This window comes from Flavonifractor sp. An52 (genome assembly GCF_002159385.1).
In the GTDB taxonomy this organism is placed as follows: Bacteria; Bacillota; Clostridia; order Oscillospirales; family Oscillospiraceae; genus Flavonifractor; species Flavonifractor avicola.
The window spans coordinates 1-25656 of record NZ_NFIB01000037.1; the positions used below are offsets into that span (position 1 = coordinate 1).

Below are 25656 nucleotides of genomic sequence, written 5' to 3' on the forward strand. Positions count from 1 at the left end.
TGGCTCAACAAGGAGGTGGAGAGCTTGACCCTGCTGTCCTACAGCTATTGTATCACGGGCATCTCAATGCCTGCTGATGCCTGAAATTATTAACTTTGAATCTTATTATACGAGGAGGTAATTTTATGAGTGGTATGGGAATATATCGTGACGGTAAACGGCTATGTAATTTTGAGGTTACGGTCACCCAGATCTATCGATGGGCAGATGGGCCCAACTGTGGCGCGCTGGCATTCATTGACCTTCATTTGCGCTCGGATGCAGGTTGCTATCAGGAGCGGGTTCCGGCGGAGTGCATCGGCAAGCTGGAGTTTCTGAAGCGGCATCCCGATCTCTGCCTCTACCAGCGCCGTTACCGGGATGGCCTGTCCGCCTGCCTCTCTGAACGTCTGTCAGAATATCTTCAAAGGAACACAGGGGGGCTGGCATTTTGCCAGACAGGGCTGCACCGGTTGGAAAAGGGGGCCGTATTCGTAGCCGGGAACCGGGTGATCGGAGGATGTGAGGTAGACGCAATCTTTTCACAGGATATTGCCCGTCTGCACTTGGAGCCGGCCCGGTATGAATCAGGACGGCAGGCAGAGGAACTGCTGGAGCGCCTCCAGGCCAACGACCCATTCGTTACCACCCCTGTGTTCGCATTTGGAATTCTGACCGCACTCCAGAGCCTGGTTCTGGAGTGCGGGATCCCGCTGGCCAGTGTGCTCTACATCAGCGGACGGTCTGGGTTGGGAAAAACAGAAACTGTAAAGCGCTTTTTCGCAGTGTACGACCAGGACAATACCGGCCGTCCTGCGCTGATTACCGAAGCAGGCAGCACCATGGCCGGCTTTCGGGAAAACCTGCGGGCGGCCCGGGATCTGCCTGTCGTGCTGGACGATCTGTGCCTCTCAACGGGAAAGGATTCTCAGCGCAAGCGGTTGCAAACCGGCGCGCAAGTCATCCGGGAGGCCTCTAACAAAGGTGCCGTACGGACCAAAGCGGGCGAACACGGGATGTTTCCTTCCACTGAGGCTGGGGTAGCCATCACCGCGGAGTTTGATATGCAGACGGTTTCGGATGTGACCCGTTGTATTATTGTGTCCCTGGACCATCCCATGAAAGGCGGGCGGACGGATGACCGCAGCATTGCCGCAGGGGCTTTGTCAGCCTTTCTGGAATGGTTTCTTCCCCGGTATGAGCAGGAGGCACAGCTGCTGCGGGAGCGTTACCAAGCCACAACAGAAAACAAGCGGCTGGATCGGTTGGCTACCGGGCAGTTCTGCCTGCAGTGGGCCTTTGAGCGTTTCATGCGCTTTGCAGTAGAGACGGGGGCGACAGACGAAACCTGCTACAAAGAGACAATCAGGTTCTTTGACCGGACACTCAAGATATGGAACAAAAAGCAAAAGCAGATCCTTGACCGCATCGAATCCGCCATTATCAAGGAATCCATCCCATGTCTGTTATGGAAGGGAATCCAGAAAAAAATAATTCCTGTGCACCAAAAACTGAAAAAGCTGGAGGAGGGCTATGCTGTTATCCGAGGTCAGGACCTGTTTCTCCCGCCCGGCGTGGCAGAATGGTTCATCTCGGTGCAGAATGGATATCGGGGGATCAACCGGAATAGGATAGGGAGAGCGCTAAAGCTTGCCGGGGTGCTGGTCACACACGAGAGTGACAAGGCCAACACCGTGAAGCCGGCGCAAGGATTCCACAGAGTGTACCATATCCGGCTGGACCAGCTGGAAAAAGCGGCATTATTTGAGACAGGAGGGAATGGTTTTGAAAGTAGTACATCTGCATCCACATTCAGAGGGTTCTGAGGACCAGCGCATCGCTGCCCTGCTGGAAGTCTACCGTGCCTGCATCGCGGCATTGCGCAGGCGGCGGGCAATTTAAAGGAGCGGCTTTTACATCACGGGATAAAAGGAGGTGTCCGCTCTGGACGCGATCTATGCCCGGCAGTCCGTGGACAAAGCGGACAGCCTCTCTATCCAGGGGCAGATTGATCTGTGCCGTCAAAAGGCGGGAGAAGAGGTCCAGATCTATCAGGATAAGGGATATTCCGGCAAGAATACCAATCGCCCGGCCTTCCAACGCATGATGGAGGATGTGGAACGGGGGCTGATCCAAAAGATCATTGTCTACCGGCTGGACCGGTTCTCCCGCTCCATTGCCGACTTCGGGCGGCTGTGGGAGCTCTTGAAGCGGCACGGCGTGGAGTTTGTCTCCATCAATGAGACCTTTGATACTTCCACTCCCATGGGGCGGGCCATGCTGAACATCATCATGGTCTTTGCCCAACTGGAGCGGGAGACTACCGCCCAGCGGGTGCGGGACAACTATTATCAGCGGGCCAGGCTGGGTGCCTGGCCCGGCGGTCCCGCACCCTATGGGTTTGAGATCGGCAAGCTGCCGGGGCCGGATGGAAACCTGCTCCCCGGCCTGCTGCCCAATGAACAGGCGCCCGTGGTGGAGCGGATCTTTCAGGACTATGCCATGGAGGGAGCAAGCCTGGGCGGTGTGGCCCGGGCTCTGAATGCGGACGGTATCCCGGCTCCAAAACGGGCCGTGTGGGACAACGTATCCTTGTCCCGGATTTTACATAGTCCGGTATATGTCATGGCAGACGAGGATGTCTACCTCTACTATCAAGGGAAGGGACTCAATTTCGCCAACCGGCTGGAGGAGTTCGACGGTCTCCACGCCGGCATGGTGGTGGGCAAGCGGGACCGGAGTGCCGGCAAGTACCAGGACCTGAAAGAGCAGCACTTTTCCCTGTCCACCCATTACGGGCTGATCCCATCCGCCCTGTGGCTCCAATGCCAGTACAAGCTGGACGCCAACCGGCAGCTGGGCGGTGCAGGCCGCGGAAAGCACACCTGGCTGTCCGGACTGCTGAAATGCGGCTGCTGCGGGTACAGCGTCAAAGTAAACCGGGACAGAGATAAATATTATCTGATCTGCAGCGGGCGTTCCAATCTGGGTCTTTGTGACGCATCCATCCGGGTGGATCTTCGGGAGCTGGAGGCCTGTGTGGAAGCGGAGCTGGAAAAGCTGCTGGCGGAATGTCCGGATACGGAAGCCGGTCCGGCAGAGGACCGGGAGGCGGCCCAGGCTCTGGCACAGATCGATCAGAAAATCGAACGGCTCATATCCGCACTGGCCGAGAGCAGCGATTTGACCATGCCCTACATCAACCGGACCATTGAAAAGCTGGAGAAGCAGCGGGGGGAACTGCTGGAACGTCAGAGCAAGCTGCATAAGGCGTCGAGGGCAAAGCCGGAGCATCTGAGATTTGGTCCTCTGACCTTTGAGCAGAAAAAACTGGTAGCAGCCCAGTTCATAGAGGAGATCCGCCTGTCCGGCGAGAAGGCGGAGGTAATCTGGAGGGTATAAGTGTCCCTGTGTAAAGCAGGACATCTTATACCCTCTGATTTTTTGTCTGCCTGGAGTGGGGGCTCCACGCATCTTACATGGTACGGGTAATACCCTCACACACCAGCTCCAGGCTTTCGATGGCTACCTCCTTGCTGGTGGAGTTGAAGTCTGGGGCGTTGTACTTGGTGGGCCAGGCCTTTTTCAGCTGCCAGGAAGCGGAGTCCTTTCCCTCGTCGTCCACCAGGGTGATCACAACCGTTTTGCGGTTGATAGTGTTGTTTTGTACTTCGGTCATCCAGTTTATAAAGGCCGGGGAGTCGGTGGTACCACGCTTCAGGGTGACGTTGGAATACTTCAGAATACCGGGGGTCTTGCGTGCCGGATTCATCTGCCGGTACTCCATGGGGTCGGCGGCAATGTCGGGGGAGGAGACTTCGGAAAATCCGGCCTCCTCTGTCTCGTCAATGGTTACTCTATAGTTGTATTTTTTGAATGGAGAGATAACATACGCCATCATTTTATTCCTCCTCATCAGTGCTGGGTGGTGATTTGGGTGCGCTGGGTGATGCGGAAGACCACAAATTCAGACGGGCGCACCGGAGCCACACCAATCTCACAGATGAGCTGCCCGTTGAGAATATCGTTCTGAGTCATGGTATCGGTGCCTACGTTGACATAGTAGGCCTGGTCCGGCGTGGAACCGGCCAGGGATCCGTTGCGGCGCTGGGCCTCCAGGAACATGGTGATGGTGCCCTTTACCCTGGTCCACAGGCTCTCGTCGTTGAGCTCAGAGGCCACCCAGTTGGTATGGGCCCGGATGGACTGCTCCAGAAAGAAGAAGAGACGCCGCACGTTGACGTACTTCCATTTGCCGTCGTTGGAGCAGGTGCGGGCGCCCCACAACCGGGTGCCCTGGCCGGGAATGGAGCGGATCAGGTTAATCCCGATGGGGTTGAGCTTGGCCTGCTCGGCGGTATTGTAGTTGGCGCTCAGACCGGTACAGCCCCGCACCACCTCGTTGGCCGGGGCCTTGTGCACCCCGCGCTGAGTATCGCTGCGGGCATAGATGCCGCACACAGCGCCGGAGGAGGGCTGGAGAACGGACTGGTTGCACAGGGGGTCAAACACCTTGATCCAGGGGGCATACATGGCGGCATAGGAGCTGTCATAAACGCTGCGGAAGGCTGTCAGACTGGCGATATTCACCTTGTCCTGGGGGGTGTCCAACACTGCCAGGCGATTGCCCATGGTCTCGCAGTGGGCGATAAGGGCGGCCTGCACATCCTGGTCGGTCACACCGGGAATGGCCATGATATTCACATCGGACAGCTCGGTAAAGGCGGCCAGACCGGTGGGCTGGCCGGGGATGGCGGCGCTTCCCTTATACAGACTGGCGGCTGGATTGGACAGGGTTCCGTCAGTGCCGCCGGACAGTTGGAGGGTCAGACTGTTGTCCGTTTCGCCCAGGCTGTCCTTCTGGCTCTGATCTGCCGGCTCCACCGTTACCGTCACCAGCTGGGATAGCTGCAGCCGGGTTATCAAGTAGTCGGAAGAGTCTGGATTGAGGGTGCAGCCGGAATAAGTTTCGGTCATGCTGCCGTGACTCACCACGACGTTCAGGACGGGGAACTCCGCGGTGCAGGCATCATCCGCTTTGCCGGCCACCGACTGAACCTGGCTTTTGCTCTTGCTGTCGGCTGTTATTACAATGCTCAGCTGGTTGCCCCATTCACCGGGATCCTTGGCGGTAAAGGTAAAGCGGCCTTGGGTGACCGTTGCCCGGGTGCTGTCCTCGGGTACCACCCGCATTACATAGCAGGTGTTGCCTCCGTTGGCAAAGAAGTGCTCTACCGCATTGGGAAGGAACCGGTTGCTGCCGTACCGCTGAGGAGAGAGATAGGAGCCGAACCGGCGCTGGTATTCGGCAAAGCTGGTAATGAGCACAGGAGTTCCCGCAGTGGGTCCCTTTTCCGCCAGACCGATAAATCCCGCGGTACTGGTGCCGACACCCCCCATGAGCGTGGCACCCCAAGTCAGATATTCTGCCATATGTGTCCCTTCTTTCTGCGTACACACCGAAATAGAGATACCGCTATCCTGCATTTATAGTTGTTTCCATTATAATCCGGTCGAAAAATATTGACAATCATTTTCTGAGTTGCTGTCTCCGCTTGACACCATGTGACCTCTGTATGCGGTCGGATTTTGGCGATTTAGTTGGTCATAAATAAGCGATCAAAAATATTTGCAGGATATTGGTAGTTAGCTAAACCCAACTGTTTGTGTAAAAAGTGAGACTTTTTTCGCTGTTTTTTTATCTTTAGAATATTGCAAGGAGAATACAATATCGGTATAATTAGGGAGATATTATAATGTCGCAGGTGGTATTTCTGTAAGTGTTTTGGTCGGATTTGGGTGTATGAGACGGCTGCTGAAAGAGACTCCTGAGCAAGGTGCAGTAAGCCTTATTTTCATGCATAAAAACAGAATCGACATAAGAAACCGACCCACTGCCATCTATGAGCTGTGGGCCGATTTGCTGTGCACAACTATTGTTTTACAGGAGAGAGGATAAATGAAGCCTTTTGAGAAAAAAGTTTGGCTTTCCACCCCTACCATGCACGGGGAAGAACTGAACTATGTGACCCAGGCCTATGAGAGCAACTGGATGTCTACAGTTGGAGAGAATATCAATGAAGTGGAGCGGCTGACCTGCGAAAAGGTGGGATGCAAGTATGCTGTAGCGCTTTCGGCAGGAACGGCCGCCCTTCATCTGTGCGTAAAGCTGGCTGGAGTAAAGCCGGGCGATACCGTGTTTTGCTCTGACATGACGTTTGGGGCTACAGTCAACCCGGTGGTATATGAGGGCGGTGTGCCGGTCTTTATCGACACCGAGCGGGATACCTGGAATATGGACCCGGTGGCGCTGGAAAAGGCCTTTGAGCTTTATCCCCAGACCAAAGTGGTGGTGGTGGCCAACCTGTATGGCACGCCGGCAAAGCTGGACGAGATTCGCGCCATCTGTGATGCTCATGGAGCGGTGTTGATTGAGGATGCTGCCGAATCTCTGGGCGCTACTTATAAAGGGGTACAGACCGGAACGTTTGGTATGTATAACGCGATTTCCTTTAATGGGAACAAGATTATCACCGGCAGCTCCGGTGGTATGCTGTTGACCGATGATCTGGAGGCGGCCAACAAGGCGCGGAAGTGGTCCACCCAGAGCCGGGAGAATGCTCCTTGGTACCAGCATGAGGAACTGGGCTACAACTACCGCATGAGCAACGTGATCGCCGGTGTTGTGCGGGGCCAGTATCCGCACCTGGAGGAGCATATTGCCCAGAAGAAAGCCATTTATATGCGCTATCAGGAGGGGCTGAAGGACCTGCCTGTCACCATGAATCCCTATGATGGACAGAACTCTGAGCCCAACTTCTGGCTGTCCTGCCTGCTGATCGACCGGGAGGCCATGTGCCGCCAGGTGAGGGGGGAGATGGAGGCCCTGTATATCAGCGAACCCGGCAAGAGCTGTCCCACAGAGATTCTGGAAACACTGGCTAAGTATAATGCTGAGGGCCGTCCCATCTGGAAGCCCATGCATATGCAGCCCATCTATCGGATGAACGGCTTTGTGACCCGGCAGGGGAATGGCCGGGCTCGTACCAATGCCTATATTGCCGGCGGCGTGGAAGATGTGGGAGCGGATATTTTCCAGCGGGGATTGTGCCTGCCCAGCGACAATAAGATGACGGTTGAGGAGCAGGATGCGATCATTGAGATGATCCGCAGCTGCTTTATGTGACCGAGGGGGAAGAAGATTGAAGACCAAGCATAAGCCTTATGGCCCTTATGAGCGTTTTATTAAGAGGCCCATTGATATTTTTTGCGCTTTGGCAGCCATTATTGTGTTTTGTTGGCTGTACGTCATTGTGGCCATCCTGGTGCGGGTCAAACTGGGCAGCCCGGTGCTGTTCACCCAGGATCGGCCCGGAAAGGATGAGAAGATCTTCAAGCTGTATAAATTCCGCACCATGACAGATGCGCGGGATGAGCATGGCAACCTGCTGCCCGATGATGTTCGGCTGACCAAATTTGGAAAACTGCTGCGCGCTACCAGCTTGGACGAGCTTCCCGAGGCGTTCAATATCCTCAAGGGGGATATGAGCGTGATTGGTCCCAGACCTCTGCTGGTGAAATATCTGCCTCTTTACAATGAGGAGCAGCGCCGCCGGCATGAGGTGCGCCCCGGTCTGTCTGGTTATGCCCAGGTTAATGGGCGAAATGCCGTGTCGTGGGAGGAAAAGTTTAAACTGGATGTAGAATATGTGGACCATATTACATTTTTGGGGGATGTACATATTATTTTCAGCACCGTTATGAAGGCATTTGTCAAGCGTGAAGGAATCAGCTCTGAGACCGCTGCTACCATGGAAGAGTTTAGAGGAACTGCGGTGAAACAATGAAGAAATTGGGAATTATCGGGGCAAGCGGCCATGGAAAGGTAGTGGCTGATATTGCAAAAAAAATGGGTTGCTACCAGGAAATTGTTTTCTTTGATGATAATGCCGATAGAGTGCAGTGCGGAGATTATTCTGTTGCGGGTAAAAGTCAAGATATTTTCCACTTTGAATGTGATGGGTTTGTTGCTATTGGGAATGCTCTGGTGCGGCAAAGACTCCAAGAAGAGATGGAAAAACGGGGAATACATGTTCCGGTCTTGATTCACCCAGCCGCTGTTGTGGCTGAGGATGTGCAAATATTACCTGGCACTGCAATCATGGCTGGAGCTGTGGTCAATCCTGGAAGCGTGATCGGAAAAGGATGTATTGTCAATACCTGCGCCTCGGTGGATCATGACTGCAAGCTGAACGACTATGTACATATTTCGGTGGGAGCCCATTTGGCTGGCACAGTGGCTGTAGGGGAGCACACCTGGATCGGCATTGGGGCAGTTGTCAGCAATAATCTGGCAGTCTGTGAAAATTGTATGGTGGGAGCAGGCGCCGTTGTTATAAATGATATCAAGGAGAGCGGAACCTACGTGGGTGTTCCTGCAAGGAAGATCAAATGAAAGTATTGATTTTAGCAAATAATGATGTGGGGCTCTACCAGTTTCGGAGAGAGTTAATTATAGAGCTGCTGAAAAAGAACTCTGTTGTCCTATCTCTGCCCAACGGAGCAATGCTGGAACCTTTGCTGCAAGCAGGCTGTAAGCTAATCGATACGCCGGTAGACCGCCGCGGCATCAATCCAGCCACAGACTTATCACTGTTCAGACGGTATAGGCGAATACTTAAATCAGAAAAGCCTGATTTGGTCATTACCTATACGATCAAGCCGAATATATATGGAGGCATCGCATGCAGATGGGCTAAGGTGCCTTATGCCGCCAATATTACGGGATTGGGTACCGCGTTTCAGAATCCTGGCATGCTGCGTAAACTGGTGACCCGTTTGTACCGTATGGCACTAAAGAAAGCGAAAGTCGTTTTCTTTGAGAATGCAGAAAACCAGCAGATTTTTATCGATGAGAAAATTGTAGCAAAGGAAAAAACTTGCCTCTTAAATGGAGCAGGCGTTAATTTGGAGCATTATCAGGTGAGTGAATACCCGACTTGCGACGGCCAAACTCGATTTCTGTTTGTGGGACGAGTTATGCAGGAAAAGGGAATTGATGAGTTGTTTGAGGCTATGGAGCGCCTGAAACGGGATGGAATTGCCTGTACGCTGGATGTTTTGGGCGGGTGTGAGGAGAACTACACCGAAAAAATGGAGCAGTACCAGAAGGACGGCTGGCTTCACTATCACGGCTATCAGAAGGATGTACGGCCCTTCATTGCCCAGAGTCACTGCTTTGTACTTCCCTCCTGGCATGAGGGAATGGCTAATACTAATCTGGAGTGCGCCGCCAGCGGCCGGCCGGTGATTACCAGTGATATTCACGGCTGTAAAGAAGCTGTGATCGATGGCGTCAGCGGCTTGCTCTGCAAACGTAAAGATTCGGATAGCCTGTATAAGGCCATGAAACGGTTTGCCGATTTGGATTATGAGAAGCGAAAGCATATGGGCCTGGCCGGGAGGAAGCATATGGAAGAGGTTTTTGATAAAAAGAAAGTTGTGAAAGACACTTTGGAAGGACTGGAAGTATGAACGAGCCTGTACGAGTGCTGCATGTTGTTACACATATGAACCGCGGCGGGTTGGAAACCATGCTGATGAATTACTACCGTAATATTGATCGTACTCAGGTTCAGTTTGACTTCTTGGTACACCGGCAGGAGCGCGCAGCGTATGACGATGAAATTGAATCTCTGGGAGGGAAAATCTATCGACTTCCCAGATTAAATCCGTGGAGCCGTAGCTATCTCAATGCTCTGAACCGCTTTTTTGTCGAACACCCTGAGTATAAAATCGTACATAGCCACCTGGACTGCATGAGCGCGATCCCCCTGGCGGCTGCGAAACGAGCAGGTGTACCGGTGAGAATTGCACATAGCCACAGTAGTAGTCAGGATAGAGACTTAAAATATCCCATCAAGTTGTACTATAAGCGGAAAATACCCGCAATAGCAACAGATTTGTTTGCTTGTGGAGATAGTGCAGGTCGTTGGATGTTTGGCCAAAACACATTTTCTATAATTAATAACGCAATTGACGCTAAGCGTTATATTTATAATCCGATGACTAGAGAAAAAGAGAGAAAAAAGCTGGGTATTAGAGATAATACATTAGTTATAGGAAATGTTGGTAGATTTTCCTATCCCAAAAATCATGATTTTTTAGTTGAAGTGTTTTATAAAATTATTGGATGTTGTGACGCTGTGCTGCTCCTTGTTGGCGATGGAGAACTCAGACCTGCGATTGAGAAAAAGGTGCAGGAGTTAGGAATTGAAGAGCATGTTATTTTTACAGGTGTACGTGATGATGTGCCGAATTTAATGCAGGCGATGGATGTATTTGTATTTCCGTCGCATTATGAAGGAGTCCCAGTTACCTTAATTGAGGCACAAGCATCTGGGCTTCCTTGCATGATTTCAGATGGAGTGCCGCTGGAATGTAAAAAAACAGATTTAGTCCAGCAGATATCTCTTTCTGAAGGGCCTAAAGCGTGGGCAATTGCAGTGGTAGCTGCCGCAAAAATTCCTCGCAGCAATACTAGTAAAGCAATTAAGAAGAGTGGATATGATATTGTAGAAAATGCTCAAGCCTTACAACGATATTTCCTTGCTCATTAAAAGAAATGAGGGATACAAAATGCTGTTAAGTGTTATCATTCCTGTGTACAACTGCAAAGAATTTGTTTGTGCTGCAATTGATTCTATTTTAAAGCATCAGTTAAATGACCTGCAGATTATATGCGTAGACGACGGCTCTACAGATGGCTCTGATTTATTGTTGGATTCTATTGCACAAAAAAACGAAGGTATCCATGTTATTCATCAAAGAAACAGCGGGGTTTCTGTAGCAAGAAATACTGGGATAGACTACGTTATTACTCATAGTCAATCCAAATATATTGCGTTTTTGGATGCAGATGATGCATGGTGTATGGGAAATATATTTACTCCGGAATTATTGGAGGTATTGTATGCTGATGCATCGCCCGATATTTATGCGTTTTCTTCCTATGTTTCCAACCAGAGTATGAGTGCATATGCTATATACGGAGAGTATGAAAACGCTGAGTACCATGATATATATGCGCAACCAACACCAAACAATGGTACACTAAAAGGCCATTTTGCTGCGTTACTTTATAAAACAAATATGCTTGCAAAGGAGAATATTCGATTTTGCTGTGGTGCAAAATTTAGTGAGGATACAGCATTTGCATATCACGCCCTTTGTGCTTCATCCTATACCATTACTACCCACACATTTCTATATATTTATAGAAGAAATCCATTTTCAGCTACCCACAATAATTTCGATTACAAAAAGTATTTTACTTATCCTCTTATAGCGTGGGAAACTATGCTTACAGAGCTTAGAGAAAAAAATAATGATCATTGGTTAAAAGCAATTTCAGGCTGTGAAGAAAACATTGCTTGGATGTACTTAGAGGCAGCGGGACATCTATGCGAGTGTGGTATGACACAATGCGAATTAGAGAAGTTTTTAAATGATCCCAAATATATAGTATATTTTAAAAAAGAGGGAACATGGGCAAAAAATACATTTGACGATATTAACCGTAATTGTGCTGGTTTTGTTAGAAAGCATAGAAAAAATAGATTCAAAACATATTTAATAAATAAACTTCGCAAGTTTTACCCGGCAGTATGGCTCTATGAGAAACTGCACTATACAATAAAACACAATTAATTGAGGGATTAAAATGCCAACCTTAACCGTTTTTACGCCAGCGTATAACCGAGCACACACATTGCCCCGCACTTACCGCAGTTTGTGTTGTCAAAGCTGTAAAGATTTTATATGGTTGATTGTCGATGACGGTTCCACCGATGATACGGCTGAACTGGTTAAACAGTGGAAGCGTGAAAATAGTGGATTTAAGATAAAATACATTTATAAAGAGAACGGAGGAATGCATACGGCACATAACGTTGCCTATGCCAACATAGATACTGAGTTAAATATCTGTATTGACTCCGATGATGAATTAGCAGAGGAAGCGATAAAAAAAATTCTGCAAAAATGGGAGGAGGTAAAAAATCAGGGTTATGCAGGAATTGTAGGTTTAGATGCGGATATGAATAGTGGAGAAATAATTGGTACAGATTTTGGAGTAGACCAAAATGATACAACTCTGGCGGGGTTTTATATGCGAGGAGGACGTGGAGACAAAAAACTGGTTTATCGTACAGATATTATTAATCAATATCCACCATATCCTGTGTTTGAAGGGGAAAAATATGTTGCGCTTGCTTATAAATACAGATTAATTGACCAGTCGTATAAGCTAGCTGTGCTAAATGAAGTTTTATGTAATGTTGAGTATCAAAAAGATGGATCTTCAATGAATATGTTCTCCCAATATGTGAAAAGTCCTCGCGGTTTTGCATTTTGGCGGAAAGTGTGTATGCAATATCCTGAAAGCAAGAAACGAATGCTGATGGACTGTGTGCACTACTGTTCAAGTAGTATGATTGCTGGTAACAAGCAATATATAAAAGAATCTCCCCAAAAATTATTGACGCTGCTTTGCACCGTGCCGGGCATTGTTTTAACCATGTATATCCGCTGGAAAGTAAGGGCACTAGAGTACGCAACGGACCGACGCTAAGTAATTTTGCAGAAAGTGAGTTAGTAAAACGGTGTTCAAGCTAATTCCTATTGTTTTGTACGGATTGATTATGTCTTTCGTAATTGTACAAAGAGACCGAGAACTCAGTTTTAGAAGAGGTAAAAGCGTTAAGGAAAAGCAATTTACCGTGCTTCTCATTCTTGGCCTCGGCATATTTACTGGACTGCGTGTATTCGGTAATGATACCGCTACATACATTCGCTTATACAACTATGGTACTCCCATATTATCCGATTTTATTAGAGAATTTAATGTAAGTTTTACTGATGCAATTGGGTTTTCTTTTATCAACAGTCTGCTGAAAACATTAGGTGCCAGCTCTCAGGATTTTATTATGGTATACGGGTTGGCGACGATGATCCTCTATGTTACATTTCTGCACCACTATTCGGAATCGTTCCCGTTTTCTATGTATCTGTTCTTTTTTTTCGGCGGATTCCTTTTTGCCCAGGCTGCTATTAAACAAAGTATGGCTATGGCGATTAGTTGTTGGTCATTCCATTTTGCTGTAAAACAGGATTGGAAAAAGTTTATTATAACTGTGGCCATCTCCTCCCTGTTTCACCCGTTCGCAGTTATTTATTTTCTGATGCCATTTATGACCTTTCGCCCATGGACTGGCATGTCGTATTTGTGGATTGTCGGCTCAATTTTAATTGGGTTGAGCCTTGATTCATTGCTTGGTGCTGTAGTCGATATTACGGCATTAATGGGAGCATCTTACGGCAGCGATGAATTTTCCGGTGAAGGAGTAAATATTTTTCGCGTGTTAGTGTGTCTTGTTCCTACCGTATTTTCATACTTGTTTAGAAAAAAAATATATTGTACGGATGATAAAGCCACATACCTTATGATGAACCTTACAATGCTAAACGGACTAATTATGTTTGTTGGGCTGTTTGGCACAGCAAATTATTTTGCAAGACTTGCAAATTTCTTTATTCCGTTCCAGTTAATTGCACTACCTTGGATAATTAATAGAATTGGACAAAATAACCGTAAAGTAGTCTATCCTATCGCACTTATTGGATATCTGATGTTCTGTATGTATGAAAACGTGATTCTTCGTCCATTTGATGCTGGTTTTGAACAGATATCGCTGTGGGAATATTTGAAAGGACTGTTTGTATGAAAAAAGTTCTATTTTTAATAACAAACTTGGCCCACGGTGGTGCAGAACGCGTGCTTGTGAATCTTGCAAATAACTTGGACAAAGAAAAGTACGACGTTACAGTACAGACGATCTTTGATGAGGGTGTGAACCGGAAATATTTATCTCCAAATATCCATTATAAATCAGTATTTTCAAGGAGCTTTCACGGGATTAAATATATAACTGCGATTCTTCCCGCACCTGTTTTGCACAAACTGTTTATAAAAGAAACGTATGATTTTGAGATTGCCTATCTGGAGGGTCCGCCAGCAAAAATAATTGGTGGTTGTACAGATAGAAATATTAGATTACTTTCTTGGATCCACATTGAACTATTATCGAATAAAGTATTTGCTGAAGGCTTCAGAAACGTCAGAGAGGCAAAGAAAATCTATCAAAAGTTTAGTAAGATTGTCTGTGTTTCAAACACTGTAAAGCAGTGCTTTGAAAGAATATCTGGTATTTACGGAAATGTTGAGGTTTTATATAATACCAATGAGACAGAGAAAATTAGGGAATTGGCATCAGAAGTAGCAGAGGATTTGGATGTTGATGACATATTTACGATTTGTTCTGTTGCAAAGATAGAAGATTCTAAGGGCTATGATCGTCTTTTAGAAGTTCATAAAAGATTGATAGATGAGGGATATTTACACAAGATTATACTCATAGGGGTTGGATCAAAAAGTAAGAAATTAGAGGAATGTGCTAAAGTATACGGAGTCTCTAAAAGTTTTCAATTGATTGGATTCCGAGATAATCCATATAAATATGTTGCAAAATCGGACTTGTATGTGTGCTCATCCAGAAGAGAAGGCTTTTCCACAGCAGTTACCGAAGCGCTAGTTTTGGGCACGCCTGTTGTAAGTACAGAGTGCTCTGGGGCAAAGGAACTATTGGGCGATAACGATGAATATGGCCTTGTTGTGGAGAACAGTACAGAAGGGATCTATTGGGGCCTCAAGCGTATGCTGCAGGAGCCGGGTTTGTTGGACCATTATACAAGACAAGCTCAAATCCGTGGAACGTACTTTAGCCGGGAAAAAACTGTAGCAGCCGTAGAGAATATGTTGGAGAATATCGAGTGAATATATTATTTTTAGAGGGTGATATGTCTCGCTTCGGTGGGACGGAGCGGATGACGTCTATATTGGCCAATTTGCTTGTAAGTAAGCACAAAGTCCATGTGATAAGTCTGCGTTTTGAGGGAGAAAAAGTAGCATTTCCGTTGGAGGCCCAAGTAGCCCATCATATTTTACAATACAAAAAGAAGCGGACGATTCTTGGCGCGGTTGGAGAACTGCGCAAATTTATTCGTAGCCACAGGATTGACCGTGTAATTAATGTTGATACAGGTCTGGGTATATACGGAATACTGTCCACAGTTGGCATGAAAACCAAGACAATCACGTGGGAGCACAGCAATTTCTTCAACAACTGGGGATCAAGCAAGTTCCGGTATTTAAGATGGTTTGCAGCTAAATTTAGTGATGCCTTTGTGGTGCTTACAGAGAAAGATAAAGAAAACTATTTAGCCCACATCAAGACAAGGACGCCCATTGTGGTAATTCCAAATCCGATGAAGAGCCACGATACTAACTATGACATTAACTCCAAAATACTACTATCAGCAGGTATGTTAGTACCGATAAAAGGATACGATACAGCGATTCAAGCAGCAAAAAAGGTATTTTCAAAGAAACCGGATTGGAAATGGATTATTTGCGGTGAAGGCCCGGAGCGGGAAACCCTTGAGCGCCTGATCCATGAAGAGGGCCTGGAAAACCATGTGCTATTGCCCGGTAATGTGAGTAATATGGACGAAATGTACCAAAAAGCGGCTATGTTTGTCATGACATCACGGATGGAGGGTCTCCCAATGGTGCTGCTGGAGGCTAAATCCTGGGGGCTGCCCATTGTAAGCTTTGATATCATGACGGGGCCAAGTGATATTGTCCAACATGGCATTAACGGCCTTTTGGTTGAGCCAAACCATATAGAGAAGCTGGCAGCGGCAATTTTAGAGTTAATGGAATCAGATGAACTCCGAGAAAGATTTTCGAAGGATTCCCGAATAGATATAGATAAATTTAAAATTGAGACCATTGTGCAGAAATGGCAGGAAGTACTGGGAGAGCATTGATGTGGAACAGTTGGTAAGTGTGATTATTCCAATCTATAAGGTGGAAGCCTATTTAAAACGATGCGTAGATTCTGTATTAGCACAGACTTATACAAACCTGGAAGTCATACTAGTGGATGATGGATCTCCGGATGGTTGCGGCGCCATTTGTGACTCTTACGCAGAACAGGATCCGCGTGTCCGGGTGATCCATAAGGTGAATGGGGGGATGTCAGATGCGCGGAATGCCGGGTTGAAGATTGCATCCGGTGAGTATATTTCCTTTATTGATAGCGATGATTGGATAGATTCCGGCTATATTTTTTCTTTGGTGCAAAAGATAGAAGAAACAAACAGTGACTTTGTGATTTCTGGGATTACATATGTTTATGAAAATCTGAGGACACAGAAAAAAGCTATTCCCCAGTCAACTGACACAGTCCAACTGGTTTCCAATAGTCTGATGGGATACGCTTGTAATAAACTATATAGAAAAGTTTTGCTTGACAAGGCTAATATCCTGTTTAAAGATATGACGTTAAGGGAAGATTTGTTCTTTAATTTAACTATACTAGCTCGAGCACCAAAATTAAAATACGAAATAGTAAATGAATGTGGATATTACTATATTCAGAGACAAAGTAGTAGTTTGCATTCTAGACAAGAAGTTCCGGCGGAAACGGTGTGTAATTTTCTAGAAGAATTAAAAAAACTTCTGGAAGAACTAGATAAGCATCAATATAGAAGTACAGAAATATATAATTATGTAGCATATACCCTTTTAACAGATAATATTTTAAAGAATATCTACAGAAATAGAAAGCTGAATTGCAGTTTAAGATACGTTTCAAAGCTGTTTAGTTCTGTATCTCGTAGCGATTTAAGACTTGCTTATGCGTATAATTGGTTATTTAAGACGACATGGTTTACTAGTAAAGTGAGAGTTCACATTTTGTATGTGCTATTTTGGAAAATTAAAATAGGAAAGAAAAATCATGAAAATTAGTGTTATAGTACCAATATATAACGTTGAAAAATATTTAAGGCGATGTATCAATTCAATTATTTCTCAATCATATAATAATCTACAAATTATTCTGGTAGATGACGGGTCGTCAGATAACTGCGGGAGAATTTGTGACATCTATGCTGCGCAGGATGCCAGAATCCAAGTGATTCACAAGAAAAACGGAGGATTATCAGATGCACGAAATGCCGGCTTAGAGCTTGCAAATGGAGAGTGGATATCATTCGTTGACAGCGATGACTGGATCGAGCCAGATATGTATTCAGACCTGCTTCAAAATGCCAAAAAGTATGGGGCACAGATATCTGTTGGCGGTGTAAATGACGAAGTGATACAAGATGGAGCAATTAAAATTGTTAAAAGCACTTTTCGGGGAGTTCAAGAAATAGAATGTCTGGGACCAGTGGATGCAATGCGTAGACATCTGCTTGGATCTTGGGCGGCTTGGGATAAAATTTATCGGAGAGAAATCTTTACTGGCATTAGATTCCCTGTTGGAGAGATAAATGAAGATGAGCCCATTATGTTGGAACTGTTAAGCCGTTGTGCAAAAATTACTTATACAAATAAGGTATATTATCATTATATTCAAAGGGTCCAGAGTATAACCACATCTTTATTTTCTGAGAAAAAGTTGGTGTGGCCTAAGCATTGTCGGGACAATTTGACCTTTGTACAGGAGAAATATCCGGAATTAAAACTGATTGCGGCAGCCCGCTATCGGAGCAGCATCTTGTGGGCGCTGAGAGAGATAGCCTTATCGGGGGAGGATTACACCGTTCAGCGCCAGGAATTGCTGAAACAATTGCGTGAGTATTATAGCTTATTTAGAAATGCTCCATTTGAATACTACACAGATAGAATTCGGTTAATGCTATTAAGATGGTTACCATTTTGCTGTTTTAAAGCATTGATTCGCGGGAGAAGTAAATAGTGTATGAATAAATTTGAGTATTGGACGGTTGCTTACCGAAAACGGAATGAAGGCAATACTTTAGTGGAGGACCGGGATACGCCATTTTTGACCATTAAAAATTCGTGGCGCTATTGGTATGCGGATCCGCATCTGATAGAAAGAGACGGAAAGACATGGGTTTTTGCCGAACAATATGATCGGGTATGCCGAAGAGGGAAAATTGCTTGTTGTGAACTGACAGAAGGTGGGGCGACATCTTGGCGAACCGTACTCAATTTACCTTTTCATCTCTCTTATCCGCATTTGCTAGAGATAGGGACTGAGGTGTATATGATTCCGGAGTCCTACGTTGCGAATGAAATTGCCTTATACCGTGCGGAGTCGTTCCCTGATAAATGGAGTAAAGTATGTGTGGTAAAAGAAGCATTTTGCGGAGTGGATTCCACTGTTTTTGAAGCGGACGGAAGAAAATGGATCATAACGCTTCAATTTTTAGAAGAAAAGGAACGTTTGATGCTGTTCCCCTTCGAAAACAATAAGATTGTGGGAGAGGGCTATTGTGTGGCGGAGCAAGATGCACAGAAGCGTCCTGCGGGTAATTTATTTACCCACGATCACTCGTTGCTGCGCCCTGCTCAAGACTGTACAGAAAGTTATGGTTGCGCACTAAATTTTTATAAAATTTTGTGCGTAGCCGGGGAGCGTTACAGTGAAACACTTTTCATGAAGGTAAAGCCCGAGGATATTAGGTCTGACTTCAGAAAAACAGCCAAAGGAATACATACCTATAACTTCAACAGTATATTTGAGGTTATCGATTTAAAGCAGTATGAGGCAGATTGGTTGTTTTATATCATGCGCCCCATCTGGTTTCTTTGGAGAAGGTTTAAAAAATTATGGAAGTGAATATATGAGTGAGCATATCCATATATTGAAAGATAAAACACGCCTGGATGAACTTTGCAGGCTGTTTGCTACAGGGTTGGGTATGACTGAAAGACCATACTGGGAGTGGCGCATCTTTACTCCTAATGGTCAATTCATGCAGCCCGAAGCCATCGTAGCGGAAAATGAACAAGGACAGCTTATCGGGATGTGCAGCACGCTTCTGGAAGAATACGGAGAGCATAAATGGAAGTGTGTAAAATTATGTGATTGGGTTGTGCATCCGGATTACCGGGGAAAAGGTATCATAAGCAAGCTATACCAGTTTATGTACCAAAGGTATAAGAATCAGGAATTTGATTTTTTTCTTAGTTTTCCTAATTCACAGTCATATCCTATTTTTCAAAAACTTGGATATAACGAAAAAGTAGGAGTAAAAATCTGGAGTTCACAACAGCGTTTGTTTATGATAAAACGACCCGCCAAAAGTATGATTATACATGGTTTAGAATATCGCTTTACATCCCATTGCCCCATCCAATCGTTTCCTCTGCGCCCGGACCGGCTGGTGCGTACCCCTGAGTATATGCGCTGGAAGTATGACAAAAATCCTGCGAATTCTTTTCAGTGGCTCACCGTATGGAATGGTACGGAACTGATTGGATATTTTGTTTATGCAGTTACACAAGGAAGGCTACGCAGGGTGATCACCGTGTATGATTGGGAGTTTGCCTTCGAAGCCCAGGATGCTTTTTGCCAGGCAGTTAAGCTATTGGAAAAGCAGGGGAATGGCGTGAATATTTGGGGGCAGTACGGACAAAAGGAAAGCCTTCTTTTGAAAGCCGCTGGGTTTCAAGAGAAGGCGTGTGGTACACACTTGATGCTAAAAGCTATCAGCGAAAAAGGATATCCGGACTTGTTGACGCTGACACGGGTGGATACGGATTATTAAGATAAAGGTATGATAAATATTAAAATTAGATAGAAATTTGGCGGATATATACGCTCCGATATAAATCTATAACTGGGGCTAAATGTACTCAGAAAGATAAAATAGGAATGGAACACTATGACAAATGATTATGGCAATTTAGAATTACATACTGTTTTGCTATCTGCGATGAAGGACTTTGATCAATTTTGTCAAGCAAATAATTTGAGATATATCCTCCATGGTGGGACATGCTTAGGGGCAATACGACACAAAGGATTTATTCCATGGGATGATGACATTGACATTGCCATGCCTAGAGAGGACTATAATAAGTTTTTGAAAATTGCATCCCAATTTTCAAAAAACAAATATACAATCCATACTTATTCATCTGATTCCACTATGTTAACAAATGTAATGAAAATAGAAATTAATAATTCAGGATTTTCAGGTGTGTCAGGTGTAAAAGAAACAGGCGGGGCTTTTCTAGATGTATTTCCTATGAGTGATATACCAAATTCCAAGATTGGACAGAAAATACAAAATAAGTTGGCTATTTTTTTAAACAACATAGTATATGCTAAAATTGGGTACATAGAATTAAATTCCATAAAATCAAAAATTGTTTTTGGAACATTGTCAAAACTTCCACGTAAGTTTTTGGGTGATTTAATAGAATGGGTATGTGTTAAATTCCCTCATTTTAATTCCCAGTATGTAAATATTGTTGCTACTGCAAACTACAACGGCTGCACAGGTTATAAATGGGATCTGACCCCCAAAAAATATTTTGAAGAAATTGACAGGGTGGAGTTTGAAGGCGAGCTTTTTTGCATCACTAAGTATTGGGATGAATACTTGACAAATCATTATGGGGATTATATGAGCCCACCTCCAATGGAAAAGAGAACAAATAAACATAATATGATTAAAATAAAGGAGTAAAATGGCACAATGAAAGTTGTGATTTTAGCTGGGGGGTTTGGAACTAGAATTTCAGAAGAGTCTGTATTTAAGCCAAAGCCCATGATTGAGATTGGCGGTATGCCAATTTTATGGCATATTATGAAGATTTACTCTAATTATGGTTTTAATGAATTTATAATTTGTGCTGGGTATAAGCAGCATGTGATCAAAGAGTGGTTTGCAGATTATTTTTTACATACATCAGATGTTACATTTGACTTCACCAAAGGAAATGAGATTGTTATCCACAATAAACGCGCAGAGCCTTGGAAGGTGACAGTCGTTGATACGGGGCTAAATACCCAAACGGGTGGTCGCGTAAAAAGAATTCGCGATTATGTGGGAAATGAACCCTTTATGCTGACCTATGGTGATGCGGTTGGCGATGTTAATGTTTCTGAATTGTTAGAATTCCATAAATCTCATGGAAAAATTGGTACTATGTCCATGTATAACTTTGCTCAAAATAAAGGTGTTGTCGAAGTTGGAAAGAATGGAAGTATATCAGCTTTTCGTGAGAAATCAGATCTAGATGGTAATTTAATTAATATTGGCTTTATGGTATTTCAGCCAAAAGTATTTGAGTATATTCAGGATGACAATACTATTTTTGAAAAGGGAACCTTAACGGCTCTTGTAAGAGAGCAAGAGCTAATGGGTTATGTTCACAAAGGTTTTTGGCAGTGCATGGATACGCTTCGTGAGAAACAAGAAATAGAGAGACTGTGGGAATCTGGAGAAGCCCCATGGAAAGTGTGGGAGAAATAATGGATTTCAATTTAGATTTTTATAGAAATAAACGCGTATTTATTACAGGGCACACTGGATTTAAGGGATCTTGGTTATGTAAAATTTTAGCTAATGCCGGTGCGGTAGTTACGGGTTATGCATTGAATCCACCCACAACCCCATCGCTTTTTGATATTGCAGAAATACAACAAGATATTTGTTCTGTGATTGGAGATATAAGTGATTATCAAAATCTAAAAAAAGCGTTTGATAAATCACAGCCTGAAATTGTGATACATATGGCAGCACAACCTATTGTTAGAGATAGCTATAAAGATCCGGCAGGGACTTATGAAGTGAATGTAATGGGCACGGTAAATATATTAGAGTGTGTTCGTAACAGTAACTGTGTCAGATCTTTTTTAAATGTAACAACGGATAAGGTTTATTTAAATAGAGAGTGGGCTTGGGGCTATCGTGAAAATGAGGAGCTCGATGGCTTTGATCCTTATTCTAATTCCAAATCTTGCTCAGAATTGGTTACCCACTGCTATAAGAGAAGTTTTTTTGCAAATTCTAACATTGCAATTTCCACTGCGCGAGCAGGAAATGTCATTGGAGGTGGCGACTTTGCCAATGATAGAATTATACCTGACTGTGTGCGCGCAGCGATGAATCGACAAGATATTGTAGTGAGAAATCCCTATTCAACGAGACCTTATCAGCATGTTTTAGAGCCTTTGTATGCATATTTGATGATTGCTGCTATGCAGTATACAGATAGCAAGTATGAAGGATATTACAATGTTGGACCAGATGACCAGGATTGCTTTCAGACGGGTGCTTTGGTAGATTTATTTGTAAAGCACTGGGGAGATGGACTGAAATGGGTCAATCGCTATGATGGTGGACCGCATGAGGCAAATTTTCTAAAGTTGGACTGCTCTAAGCTGAAAACAACCTTTGGTTGGGCACCACATTGGAATTTGGAGGTGGCTATCAGTAAAGTTGTTGAATGGAGCAGATGCTGGATAAATAGCGGCGATGTTCGTGAATGTATGGATAAGCAAATAGCGCAATTTTGGGAGAAATAAGATTGAAAAAGGTAATAGTAACAGGGGCAAATGGATTTCTAGCAAGCGCTTTGATTAAAAAGCTCACACAAAAAGGAATTTCAGTTGTAGCGATTAGTCGTAAATTCTCAAATAGTTGCACGAATGGAAACTCATTAGTGCAAAATATTGAGATGGATATTTTGAATATAGATGAACAAATTAGCTTAATACCACAAGATAGCTATGATGCATTCTACCATTTTGCATGGGCAGGAGTTAATGGCCCAGACAAGGCAGATCCGATAGTTCAATTAAGAAATATTGAAATGACAGTGAAATGCGCTAGGGTTGCAAAGACCCTAGCGGTAAAAAAGTTTCTTTGCGCGGGAACAATTGCTGAGAGAGCTGTAGAAAGCCTGCCCAATCTAACTACCGCAAGTGGCGGAATGATGTATGGTGTTGCAAAATATACAGCAAGGCTGATGATCGAGACATTATGCAAAAACATTGGATTAGATTTTGTATGGATGCAGTTTTCCAATATATACGGTCCATTAAATAAAACTGGAAATCTGGTGAGCTACACCATTGAAAAATTACAGAATAATGATACTGCATTGTTTGGACCTGCAAATCAACCATATGATTTTATCTATATTGATGATTTGCTAAGGGCGGTGATACGTTTAGGAGAATGCTTGAATGAAGAACAGTGTTACTTTATTGGCTCTGGAAAGCCTAGGATTCTTAGAGAGTATTTAAATGACATAGGGGGTGAAATGAAATGTGAGCATTTAATTAAAATTGGAAGTCGCCCTGATGACGGTATAAAATACTCCATTGATATGTTTGATACTTCACAATTGGTAAATTTAATAGGAAAATATGCTTATATAGATTTTAAAGAAGGAATTAAAATTGTTCTTAATCACAATTAACTGAGTTCAGAAAGATGATGTTAGGGTCGGGAGAAATTAACCATTTTGGGCCGGGAGAAAATCGCCAATCTCGGCCGGACGAAAATCGCCAATCAAGGGTAGCCAGCCCCCAGACAATATTGTTTACCCGGCCTGCTGTGGGTCAGCCGGTGAGCCAGTAGAAGTACGCAGGGCAACCGTCTCCAACTTCCTGCCCCGGAAGCTCTCTCCCTTAATGGTAAAGACCACAGCATCGTCAAAGATGCGGTCCAGGGCGCACAGAAGAGCATCGTTCTCGCAGAAGTTCTCCTTCCACTGAGCAGGGTCACGGTTGCTGGTAAAGACCATGTTGGAGTAGCCCTCCTTCTGGTAGCGGCGGTCCACCATGTCAAAGAACAGCCGGGTATTCTCCTTGTCAAACTCACAGTGTCCCACCTCATCAATAATCAGGCAGGAAGGGCGGACAAGGTAGGACAGAAGGTTGCTCTCCCGGCCGGAACGGCGTGCGGAAGTCATACGGTCCCGCAGCTCTGTCATCTTAATGAAGTAACTCCTAAATCCATGCTCACAGCAGGTACGCCCAAAAGCCTGGGCCAGATGGGTCTTGCCCGTACCAGGCCGTCCAATAAAGGCAATGTTTTTGTGAGCATAGAGGGCGGACAGCGTGGGGAGGCTGCGGAGCTTGTCAACATTCTTTCCGGTGACTCGGCTGAAATCAAAGTTGTCAAAGGTCTTGGGGACCTTCAGTGGGAGGCGGCTGGTGCGGAGCAGGAAATCCACTGTGGAACGCTCCCGCTTTTCCAAGAGATAGTCAAATACCTTCGCCACGGCAAGGGCTTCAGTATCGGTCATGTTGTGCTGCTGTACCAGCATTGCAAATTCCTGGGTGGAGAAACCATACTTCGTCAGCTCACGGGTGGCATGGGCCACCGCTTCAAACAGAGAGTCAGTCATCCTCGTCGTCCTCCTTGGTGAAGTTAAACTTCTCAAAGGAGAGGTCGGTGGAGGTCTGCGGGAGCTGCCTAATCACCGTTTTCACCGGCATGGAGGGAAACTCCTCCGGCTGCTCTGGGAACGCATACTGGTTAGCACAGAAGCTGTCCTGGTAAGCCCAGGTCACTTCATGGGTAGCGAGCAGGCGGGCCATATCTGCGGAGTAGATATAAAGGCAGGAGCCGTTTCGCATAACACGGACCGTCTTGCCGCCATAGGTGTAGGGGACTCCAAAGCGCCGCCCCTCGTAGTTCACAAACCCGTCAAAGGAAATCCTCCGCTCGGGGCAAAGGTAGAGCAACAATTCAGGGCTGTCGTTCAGTTTCGTAACCACAGAGCCACACCGCTCCCTGTGGATGTCCTGCGGAATACCCAATCCCCGGTGGAAGGTGGTGTTCTGCTCGTCACACCAGTCCAGCGCGGAGAGGTTTAGGTCGGTTACATTCCAAAAGCTCCGCCCGGCCAGGAAGTTGTCCTTCACGAAACGGACCAGGCGCTCCACTTTGCCCTTCGTAAAGGGGTGGCGGGGCTTACAGAGCTTAGTCTGGAAACCCACAGTCCGCATGAACTGCTCATAGTCCTTCTGCCAAAGGGGATGCCCGTCCTGGTCCCGCCGGATAACCACGCTTTTCATGTTGTCCGTAAGGATATACTGAGGGACGCCCATGTACCGGAACCCGTGGAGCATACCAATGAACAGATTTTCCTGCTTGGCGTTGGGGAAGAACTCCACATACCGCTCACCGCAGTGGTGGCAGACCATAGCAAAGCAGGCAGCAGAGTATTCTTCTCCGGTGAAAGACTGGACCTTGGTAAAGCCCCAGTCCATCTGAAACGCCTCTCCGGGGCCGGTGGTGTACCGCCGCCCACGGTTTCCTTGCGGAGCAACCGCATAGCGAGCAGGCGGAACAAGGTGCTGGTGAGCAGCGATGTAGTCCTTAACAATGGTCTTCCCTCCGTGGTAGCCATTTGCACGGAGCCCGCTGAGGCACACAGCGGAGTTTGTAACCCCTGCTTTCAGCAGTCCGTCCAGGATGCCTGTGTAGCCGCTCAAAAGCGTGGTACTTGCCTTCCGGCCCTTCGAGGCGTGCTCAGCATCCTCGAAGTCGTGCTCCTTCATCCGGCGCAGTCTGGCGCGGGAAATCCCGGTACGGCGCTCCAGCTCTGCAAGGTTGACTTTCTCAAGCGAGAACTTGTCTCCCTGCTCAACCATCATCTGCTCAATGGCTTTTGCCACCGCCGGGGACATGGCTGCGAAATTAGGTTGTTTCATCTTGTCTCCTTTCACCGGGGGCTGGCTATACCCCCAGTGTAAAGGAACTGCTCAA

Annotated in this window: 24 protein-coding genes; 20 read left to right on the forward strand and 4 right to left on the reverse strand. The window is 45.9% G+C overall.

Annotated features, from left to right (window positions below; genetic code table 11):
- Positions 1-125: 125 nt before the first annotated feature.
- Both B5G06_RS12165 and B5G06_RS12170 read left to right on the forward strand, forming a co-directional pair.
- Positions 126-1805, forward strand: coding sequence for a DUF927 domain-containing protein (locus B5G06_RS12165; protein WP_087189331.1), 1680 nt, complete (start codon positions 126-128; stop codon positions 1803-1805).
- 109 nt (positions 1806-1914) lie between these two features.
- Positions 1915-3381, forward strand: a complete 1467-nt coding sequence (locus B5G06_RS12170) for a recombinase family protein (RefSeq protein WP_087189332.1) — start codon at positions 1915-1917, stop codon at positions 3379-3381.
- Between the two features lie 73 nt (positions 3382-3454).
- Here B5G06_RS12170 and B5G06_RS12175 read toward each other — a convergent pair whose 3' ends face one another.
- Positions 3455-3880 carry a phage tail protein gene (locus B5G06_RS12175; protein WP_242955484.1) on the reverse strand — a complete coding sequence of 142 codons (426 nt, stop codon included), beginning with the start codon at positions 3878-3880 and terminating at the stop codon, positions 3455-3457.
- Between the two features lie 14 nt (positions 3881-3894).
- Complete coding sequence (locus B5G06_RS12180) at positions 3895-5412, reverse strand: phage tail sheath family protein (protein WP_087189333.1); 1518 nt, start codon at positions 5410-5412, stop codon at positions 3895-3897.
- Between the two features lie 526 nt (positions 5413-5938).
- Between B5G06_RS12180 and B5G06_RS12185 the strand changes: the two genes are divergently transcribed.
- The 18 genes from B5G06_RS12185 (at position 5939) to B5G06_RS12265 (ending at position 23356) form a co-directional block, all read left to right on the forward strand.
- Entirely contained in the window at positions 5939-7165 is a 1227-nt protein-coding gene (locus B5G06_RS12185) for a DegT/DnrJ/EryC1/StrS family aminotransferase (RefSeq protein ID WP_087189334.1), read from the forward strand.
- A 16-nt stretch (positions 7166-7181) separates the two neighbouring features.
- The gene (locus B5G06_RS12190) at positions 7182-7826 is read left to right on the forward strand and encodes a sugar transferase (protein ID WP_087189335.1); all 645 of its coding nucleotides are present in this window, start codon (positions 7182-7184) and stop codon (positions 7824-7826) included.
- Entirely contained in the window at positions 7823-8434 is a 612-nt protein-coding gene (locus tag B5G06_RS12195; RefSeq protein WP_087189336.1) for an acetyltransferase, read from the forward strand. Before B5G06_RS12190 ends, B5G06_RS12195 begins: the two co-directional genes overlap by 4 nt.
- Positions 8431-9513 carry a glycosyltransferase family 4 protein gene (locus B5G06_RS12200; protein WP_087189337.1) on the forward strand — a complete coding sequence of 361 codons (1083 nt, stop codon included), beginning with the start codon at positions 8431-8433 and terminating at the stop codon, positions 9511-9513. Before B5G06_RS12195 ends, B5G06_RS12200 begins: the two co-directional genes overlap by 4 nt.
- Positions 9510-10598: a glycosyltransferase family 1 protein gene (locus B5G06_RS12205; RefSeq protein WP_204220832.1), complete on the forward strand. Its 1089-nt coding sequence runs from the start codon at positions 9510-9512 to the stop codon at positions 10596-10598. The genes B5G06_RS12200 and B5G06_RS12205 overlap by 4 nt, the downstream gene beginning before the upstream one ends.
- 19 nt (positions 10599-10617) lie before the next feature.
- A complete protein-coding gene (locus B5G06_RS12210) occupies positions 10618-11688 on the forward strand; it encodes a glycosyltransferase family 2 protein (protein ID WP_158094713.1) in 1071 nt (356 codons plus the stop codon).
- A 13-nt stretch (positions 11689-11701) separates the two neighbouring features.
- A complete protein-coding gene (locus B5G06_RS12215) occupies positions 11702-12610 on the forward strand; it encodes a glycosyltransferase family 2 protein (RefSeq protein WP_087189339.1) in 909 nt (302 codons plus the stop codon).
- A gap of 70 nt (positions 12611-12680) precedes the next feature.
- On the forward strand, positions 12681-13763 hold the full coding sequence (locus B5G06_RS12220) for an EpsG family protein (RefSeq protein ID WP_143382749.1): 1083 nt from the start codon (positions 12681-12683) through the stop codon (positions 13761-13763).
- Positions 13760-14872, forward strand: coding sequence for a glycosyltransferase (locus B5G06_RS12225; protein ID WP_087189341.1), 1113 nt, complete (start codon positions 13760-13762; stop codon positions 14870-14872). Before B5G06_RS12220 ends, B5G06_RS12225 begins: the two co-directional genes overlap by 4 nt.
- Positions 14869-15927, forward strand: a complete 1059-nt coding sequence (locus B5G06_RS12230) for a glycosyltransferase family 4 protein (RefSeq protein WP_087189342.1) — start codon at positions 14869-14871, stop codon at positions 15925-15927. The genes B5G06_RS12225 and B5G06_RS12230 overlap by 4 nt, the downstream gene beginning before the upstream one ends.
- 1 nt (position 15928) lies before the next feature.
- Positions 15929-16912, forward strand: a complete 984-nt coding sequence (locus tag B5G06_RS12235) for a glycosyltransferase family 2 protein (protein ID WP_087189343.1) — start codon at positions 15929-15931, stop codon at positions 16910-16912.
- Positions 16902-17867 (forward strand): glycosyltransferase family 2 protein, encoded by a 966-nt coding sequence (locus tag B5G06_RS12240; RefSeq protein ID WP_087189344.1) that lies wholly within the window; start codon positions 16902-16904, stop codon positions 17865-17867. The genes B5G06_RS12235 and B5G06_RS12240 overlap by 11 nt, the downstream gene beginning before the upstream one ends.
- 3 nt (positions 17868-17870) lie before the next feature.
- Complete coding sequence (locus B5G06_RS13925) at positions 17871-18755, forward strand: glucosamine inositolphosphorylceramide transferase family protein (RefSeq protein ID WP_143382750.1); 885 nt, start codon at positions 17871-17873, stop codon at positions 18753-18755.
- A gap of 4 nt (positions 18756-18759) precedes the next feature.
- Positions 18760-19686 (forward strand): GNAT family N-acetyltransferase, encoded by a 927-nt coding sequence (locus B5G06_RS12245; protein ID WP_158094714.1) that lies wholly within the window; start codon positions 18760-18762, stop codon positions 19684-19686.
- A gap of 117 nt (positions 19687-19803) precedes the next feature.
- Complete coding sequence (locus tag B5G06_RS12250; RefSeq protein WP_087189346.1) at positions 19804-20613, forward strand: LicD family protein; 810 nt, start codon at positions 19804-19806, stop codon at positions 20611-20613.
- Positions 20614-20622: 9 nt separating this feature from the next.
- Entirely contained in the window at positions 20623-21402 is a 780-nt protein-coding gene (gene rfbF / locus B5G06_RS12255; protein ID WP_087189347.1) for a glucose-1-phosphate cytidylyltransferase, read from the forward strand.
- Positions 21381-22457 carry a CDP-glucose 4,6-dehydratase gene (gene rfbG / locus B5G06_RS12260; protein WP_242955485.1) on the forward strand — a complete coding sequence of 359 codons (1077 nt, stop codon included), beginning with the start codon at positions 21381-21383 and terminating at the stop codon, positions 22455-22457. The genes rfbF and rfbG overlap by 22 nt, the downstream gene beginning before the upstream one ends.
- A 2-nt stretch (positions 22458-22459) precedes the next feature.
- Positions 22460-23356, forward strand: a complete 897-nt coding sequence (locus B5G06_RS12265) for an NAD-dependent epimerase/dehydratase family protein (protein ID WP_087189348.1) — start codon at positions 22460-22462, stop codon at positions 23354-23356.
- 123 nt (positions 23357-23479) lie between these two features.
- Here B5G06_RS12265 and B5G06_RS12270 read toward each other — a convergent pair whose 3' ends face one another.
- The gene (locus B5G06_RS12270; RefSeq protein WP_204220834.1) at positions 23480-24289 is read right to left on the reverse strand and encodes an ATP-binding protein; all 810 of its coding nucleotides are present in this window, start codon (positions 24287-24289) and stop codon (positions 23480-23482) included.
- Positions 24282-25601, reverse strand: coding sequence for an IS21 family transposase (gene istA / locus B5G06_RS12275; RefSeq protein ID WP_087189349.1), 1320 nt, complete (start codon positions 25599-25601; stop codon positions 24282-24284). The genes B5G06_RS12270 and istA overlap by 8 nt, the downstream gene beginning before the upstream one ends.
- Between the last annotated feature and the right edge of the window lie 55 nt (positions 25602-25656).

What these genes read in the sequence shown, in the direction of transcription:
- B5G06_RS12165 (WP_087189331.1), top strand. Translation starts at nt 126, where the DNA reads ATGAGTGGTATGGGAATATATCGTGACGGTAAACGGCTATGTAATTTT.
- B5G06_RS12175 (WP_242955484.1), bottom strand. Translation starts at nt 3,880, where the DNA reads ATGATGGCGTATGTTATCTCTCCATTCAAAAAATACAACTATAGAGTA.
- B5G06_RS12180 (WP_087189333.1), bottom strand. Translation starts at nt 5,412, where the DNA reads ATGGCAGAATATCTGACTTGGGGTGCCACGCTCATGGGGGGTGTCGGC.
- B5G06_RS12185 (WP_087189334.1), top strand. Translation starts at nt 5,939, where the DNA reads ATGAAGCCTTTTGAGAAAAAAGTTTGGCTTTCCACCCCTACCATGCAC.
- B5G06_RS12195 (WP_087189336.1), top strand. Translation starts at nt 7,823, where the DNA reads ATGAAGAAATTGGGAATTATCGGGGCAAGCGGCCATGGAAAGGTAGTG.
- B5G06_RS12200 (WP_087189337.1), top strand. Translation starts at nt 8,431, where the DNA reads ATGAAAGTATTGATTTTAGCAAATAATGATGTGGGGCTCTACCAGTTT.
- B5G06_RS12205 (WP_204220832.1), top strand. Translation starts at nt 9,510, where the DNA reads ATGAACGAGCCTGTACGAGTGCTGCATGTTGTTACACATATGAACCGC.
- B5G06_RS12210 (WP_158094713.1), top strand. Translation starts at nt 10,618, where the DNA reads ATGCTGTTAAGTGTTATCATTCCTGTGTACAACTGCAAAGAATTTGTT.
- B5G06_RS12215 (WP_087189339.1), top strand. Translation starts at nt 11,702, where the DNA reads ATGCCAACCTTAACCGTTTTTACGCCAGCGTATAACCGAGCACACACA.
- B5G06_RS12220 (WP_143382749.1), top strand. Translation starts at nt 12,681, where the DNA reads ATGTCTTTCGTAATTGTACAAAGAGACCGAGAACTCAGTTTTAGAAGA.
- B5G06_RS12225 (WP_087189341.1), top strand. Translation starts at nt 13,760, where the DNA reads ATGAAAAAAGTTCTATTTTTAATAACAAACTTGGCCCACGGTGGTGCA.
- B5G06_RS12240 (WP_087189344.1), top strand. Translation starts at nt 16,902, where the DNA reads ATGAAAATTAGTGTTATAGTACCAATATATAACGTTGAAAAATATTTA.
- B5G06_RS13925 (WP_143382750.1), top strand. Translation starts at nt 17,871, where the DNA reads ATGAATAAATTTGAGTATTGGACGGTTGCTTACCGAAAACGGAATGAA.
- B5G06_RS12245 (WP_158094714.1), top strand. Translation starts at nt 18,760, where the DNA reads ATGAGTGAGCATATCCATATATTGAAAGATAAAACACGCCTGGATGAA.
- B5G06_RS12250 (WP_087189346.1), top strand. Translation starts at nt 19,804, where the DNA reads ATGACAAATGATTATGGCAATTTAGAATTACATACTGTTTTGCTATCT.
- rfbF (WP_087189347.1), top strand. Translation starts at nt 20,623, where the DNA reads ATGAAAGTTGTGATTTTAGCTGGGGGGTTTGGAACTAGAATTTCAGAA.
- rfbG (WP_242955485.1), top strand. Translation starts at nt 21,381, where the DNA reads ATGGAAAGTGTGGGAGAAATAATGGATTTCAATTTAGATTTTTATAGA.
- B5G06_RS12270 (WP_204220834.1), bottom strand. Translation starts at nt 24,289, where the DNA reads ATGACTGACTCTCTGTTTGAAGCGGTGGCCCATGCCACCCGTGAGCTG.
- istA (WP_087189349.1), bottom strand. Translation starts at nt 25,601, where the DNA reads ATGAAACAACCTAATTTCGCAGCCATGTCCCCGGCGGTGGCAAAAGCC.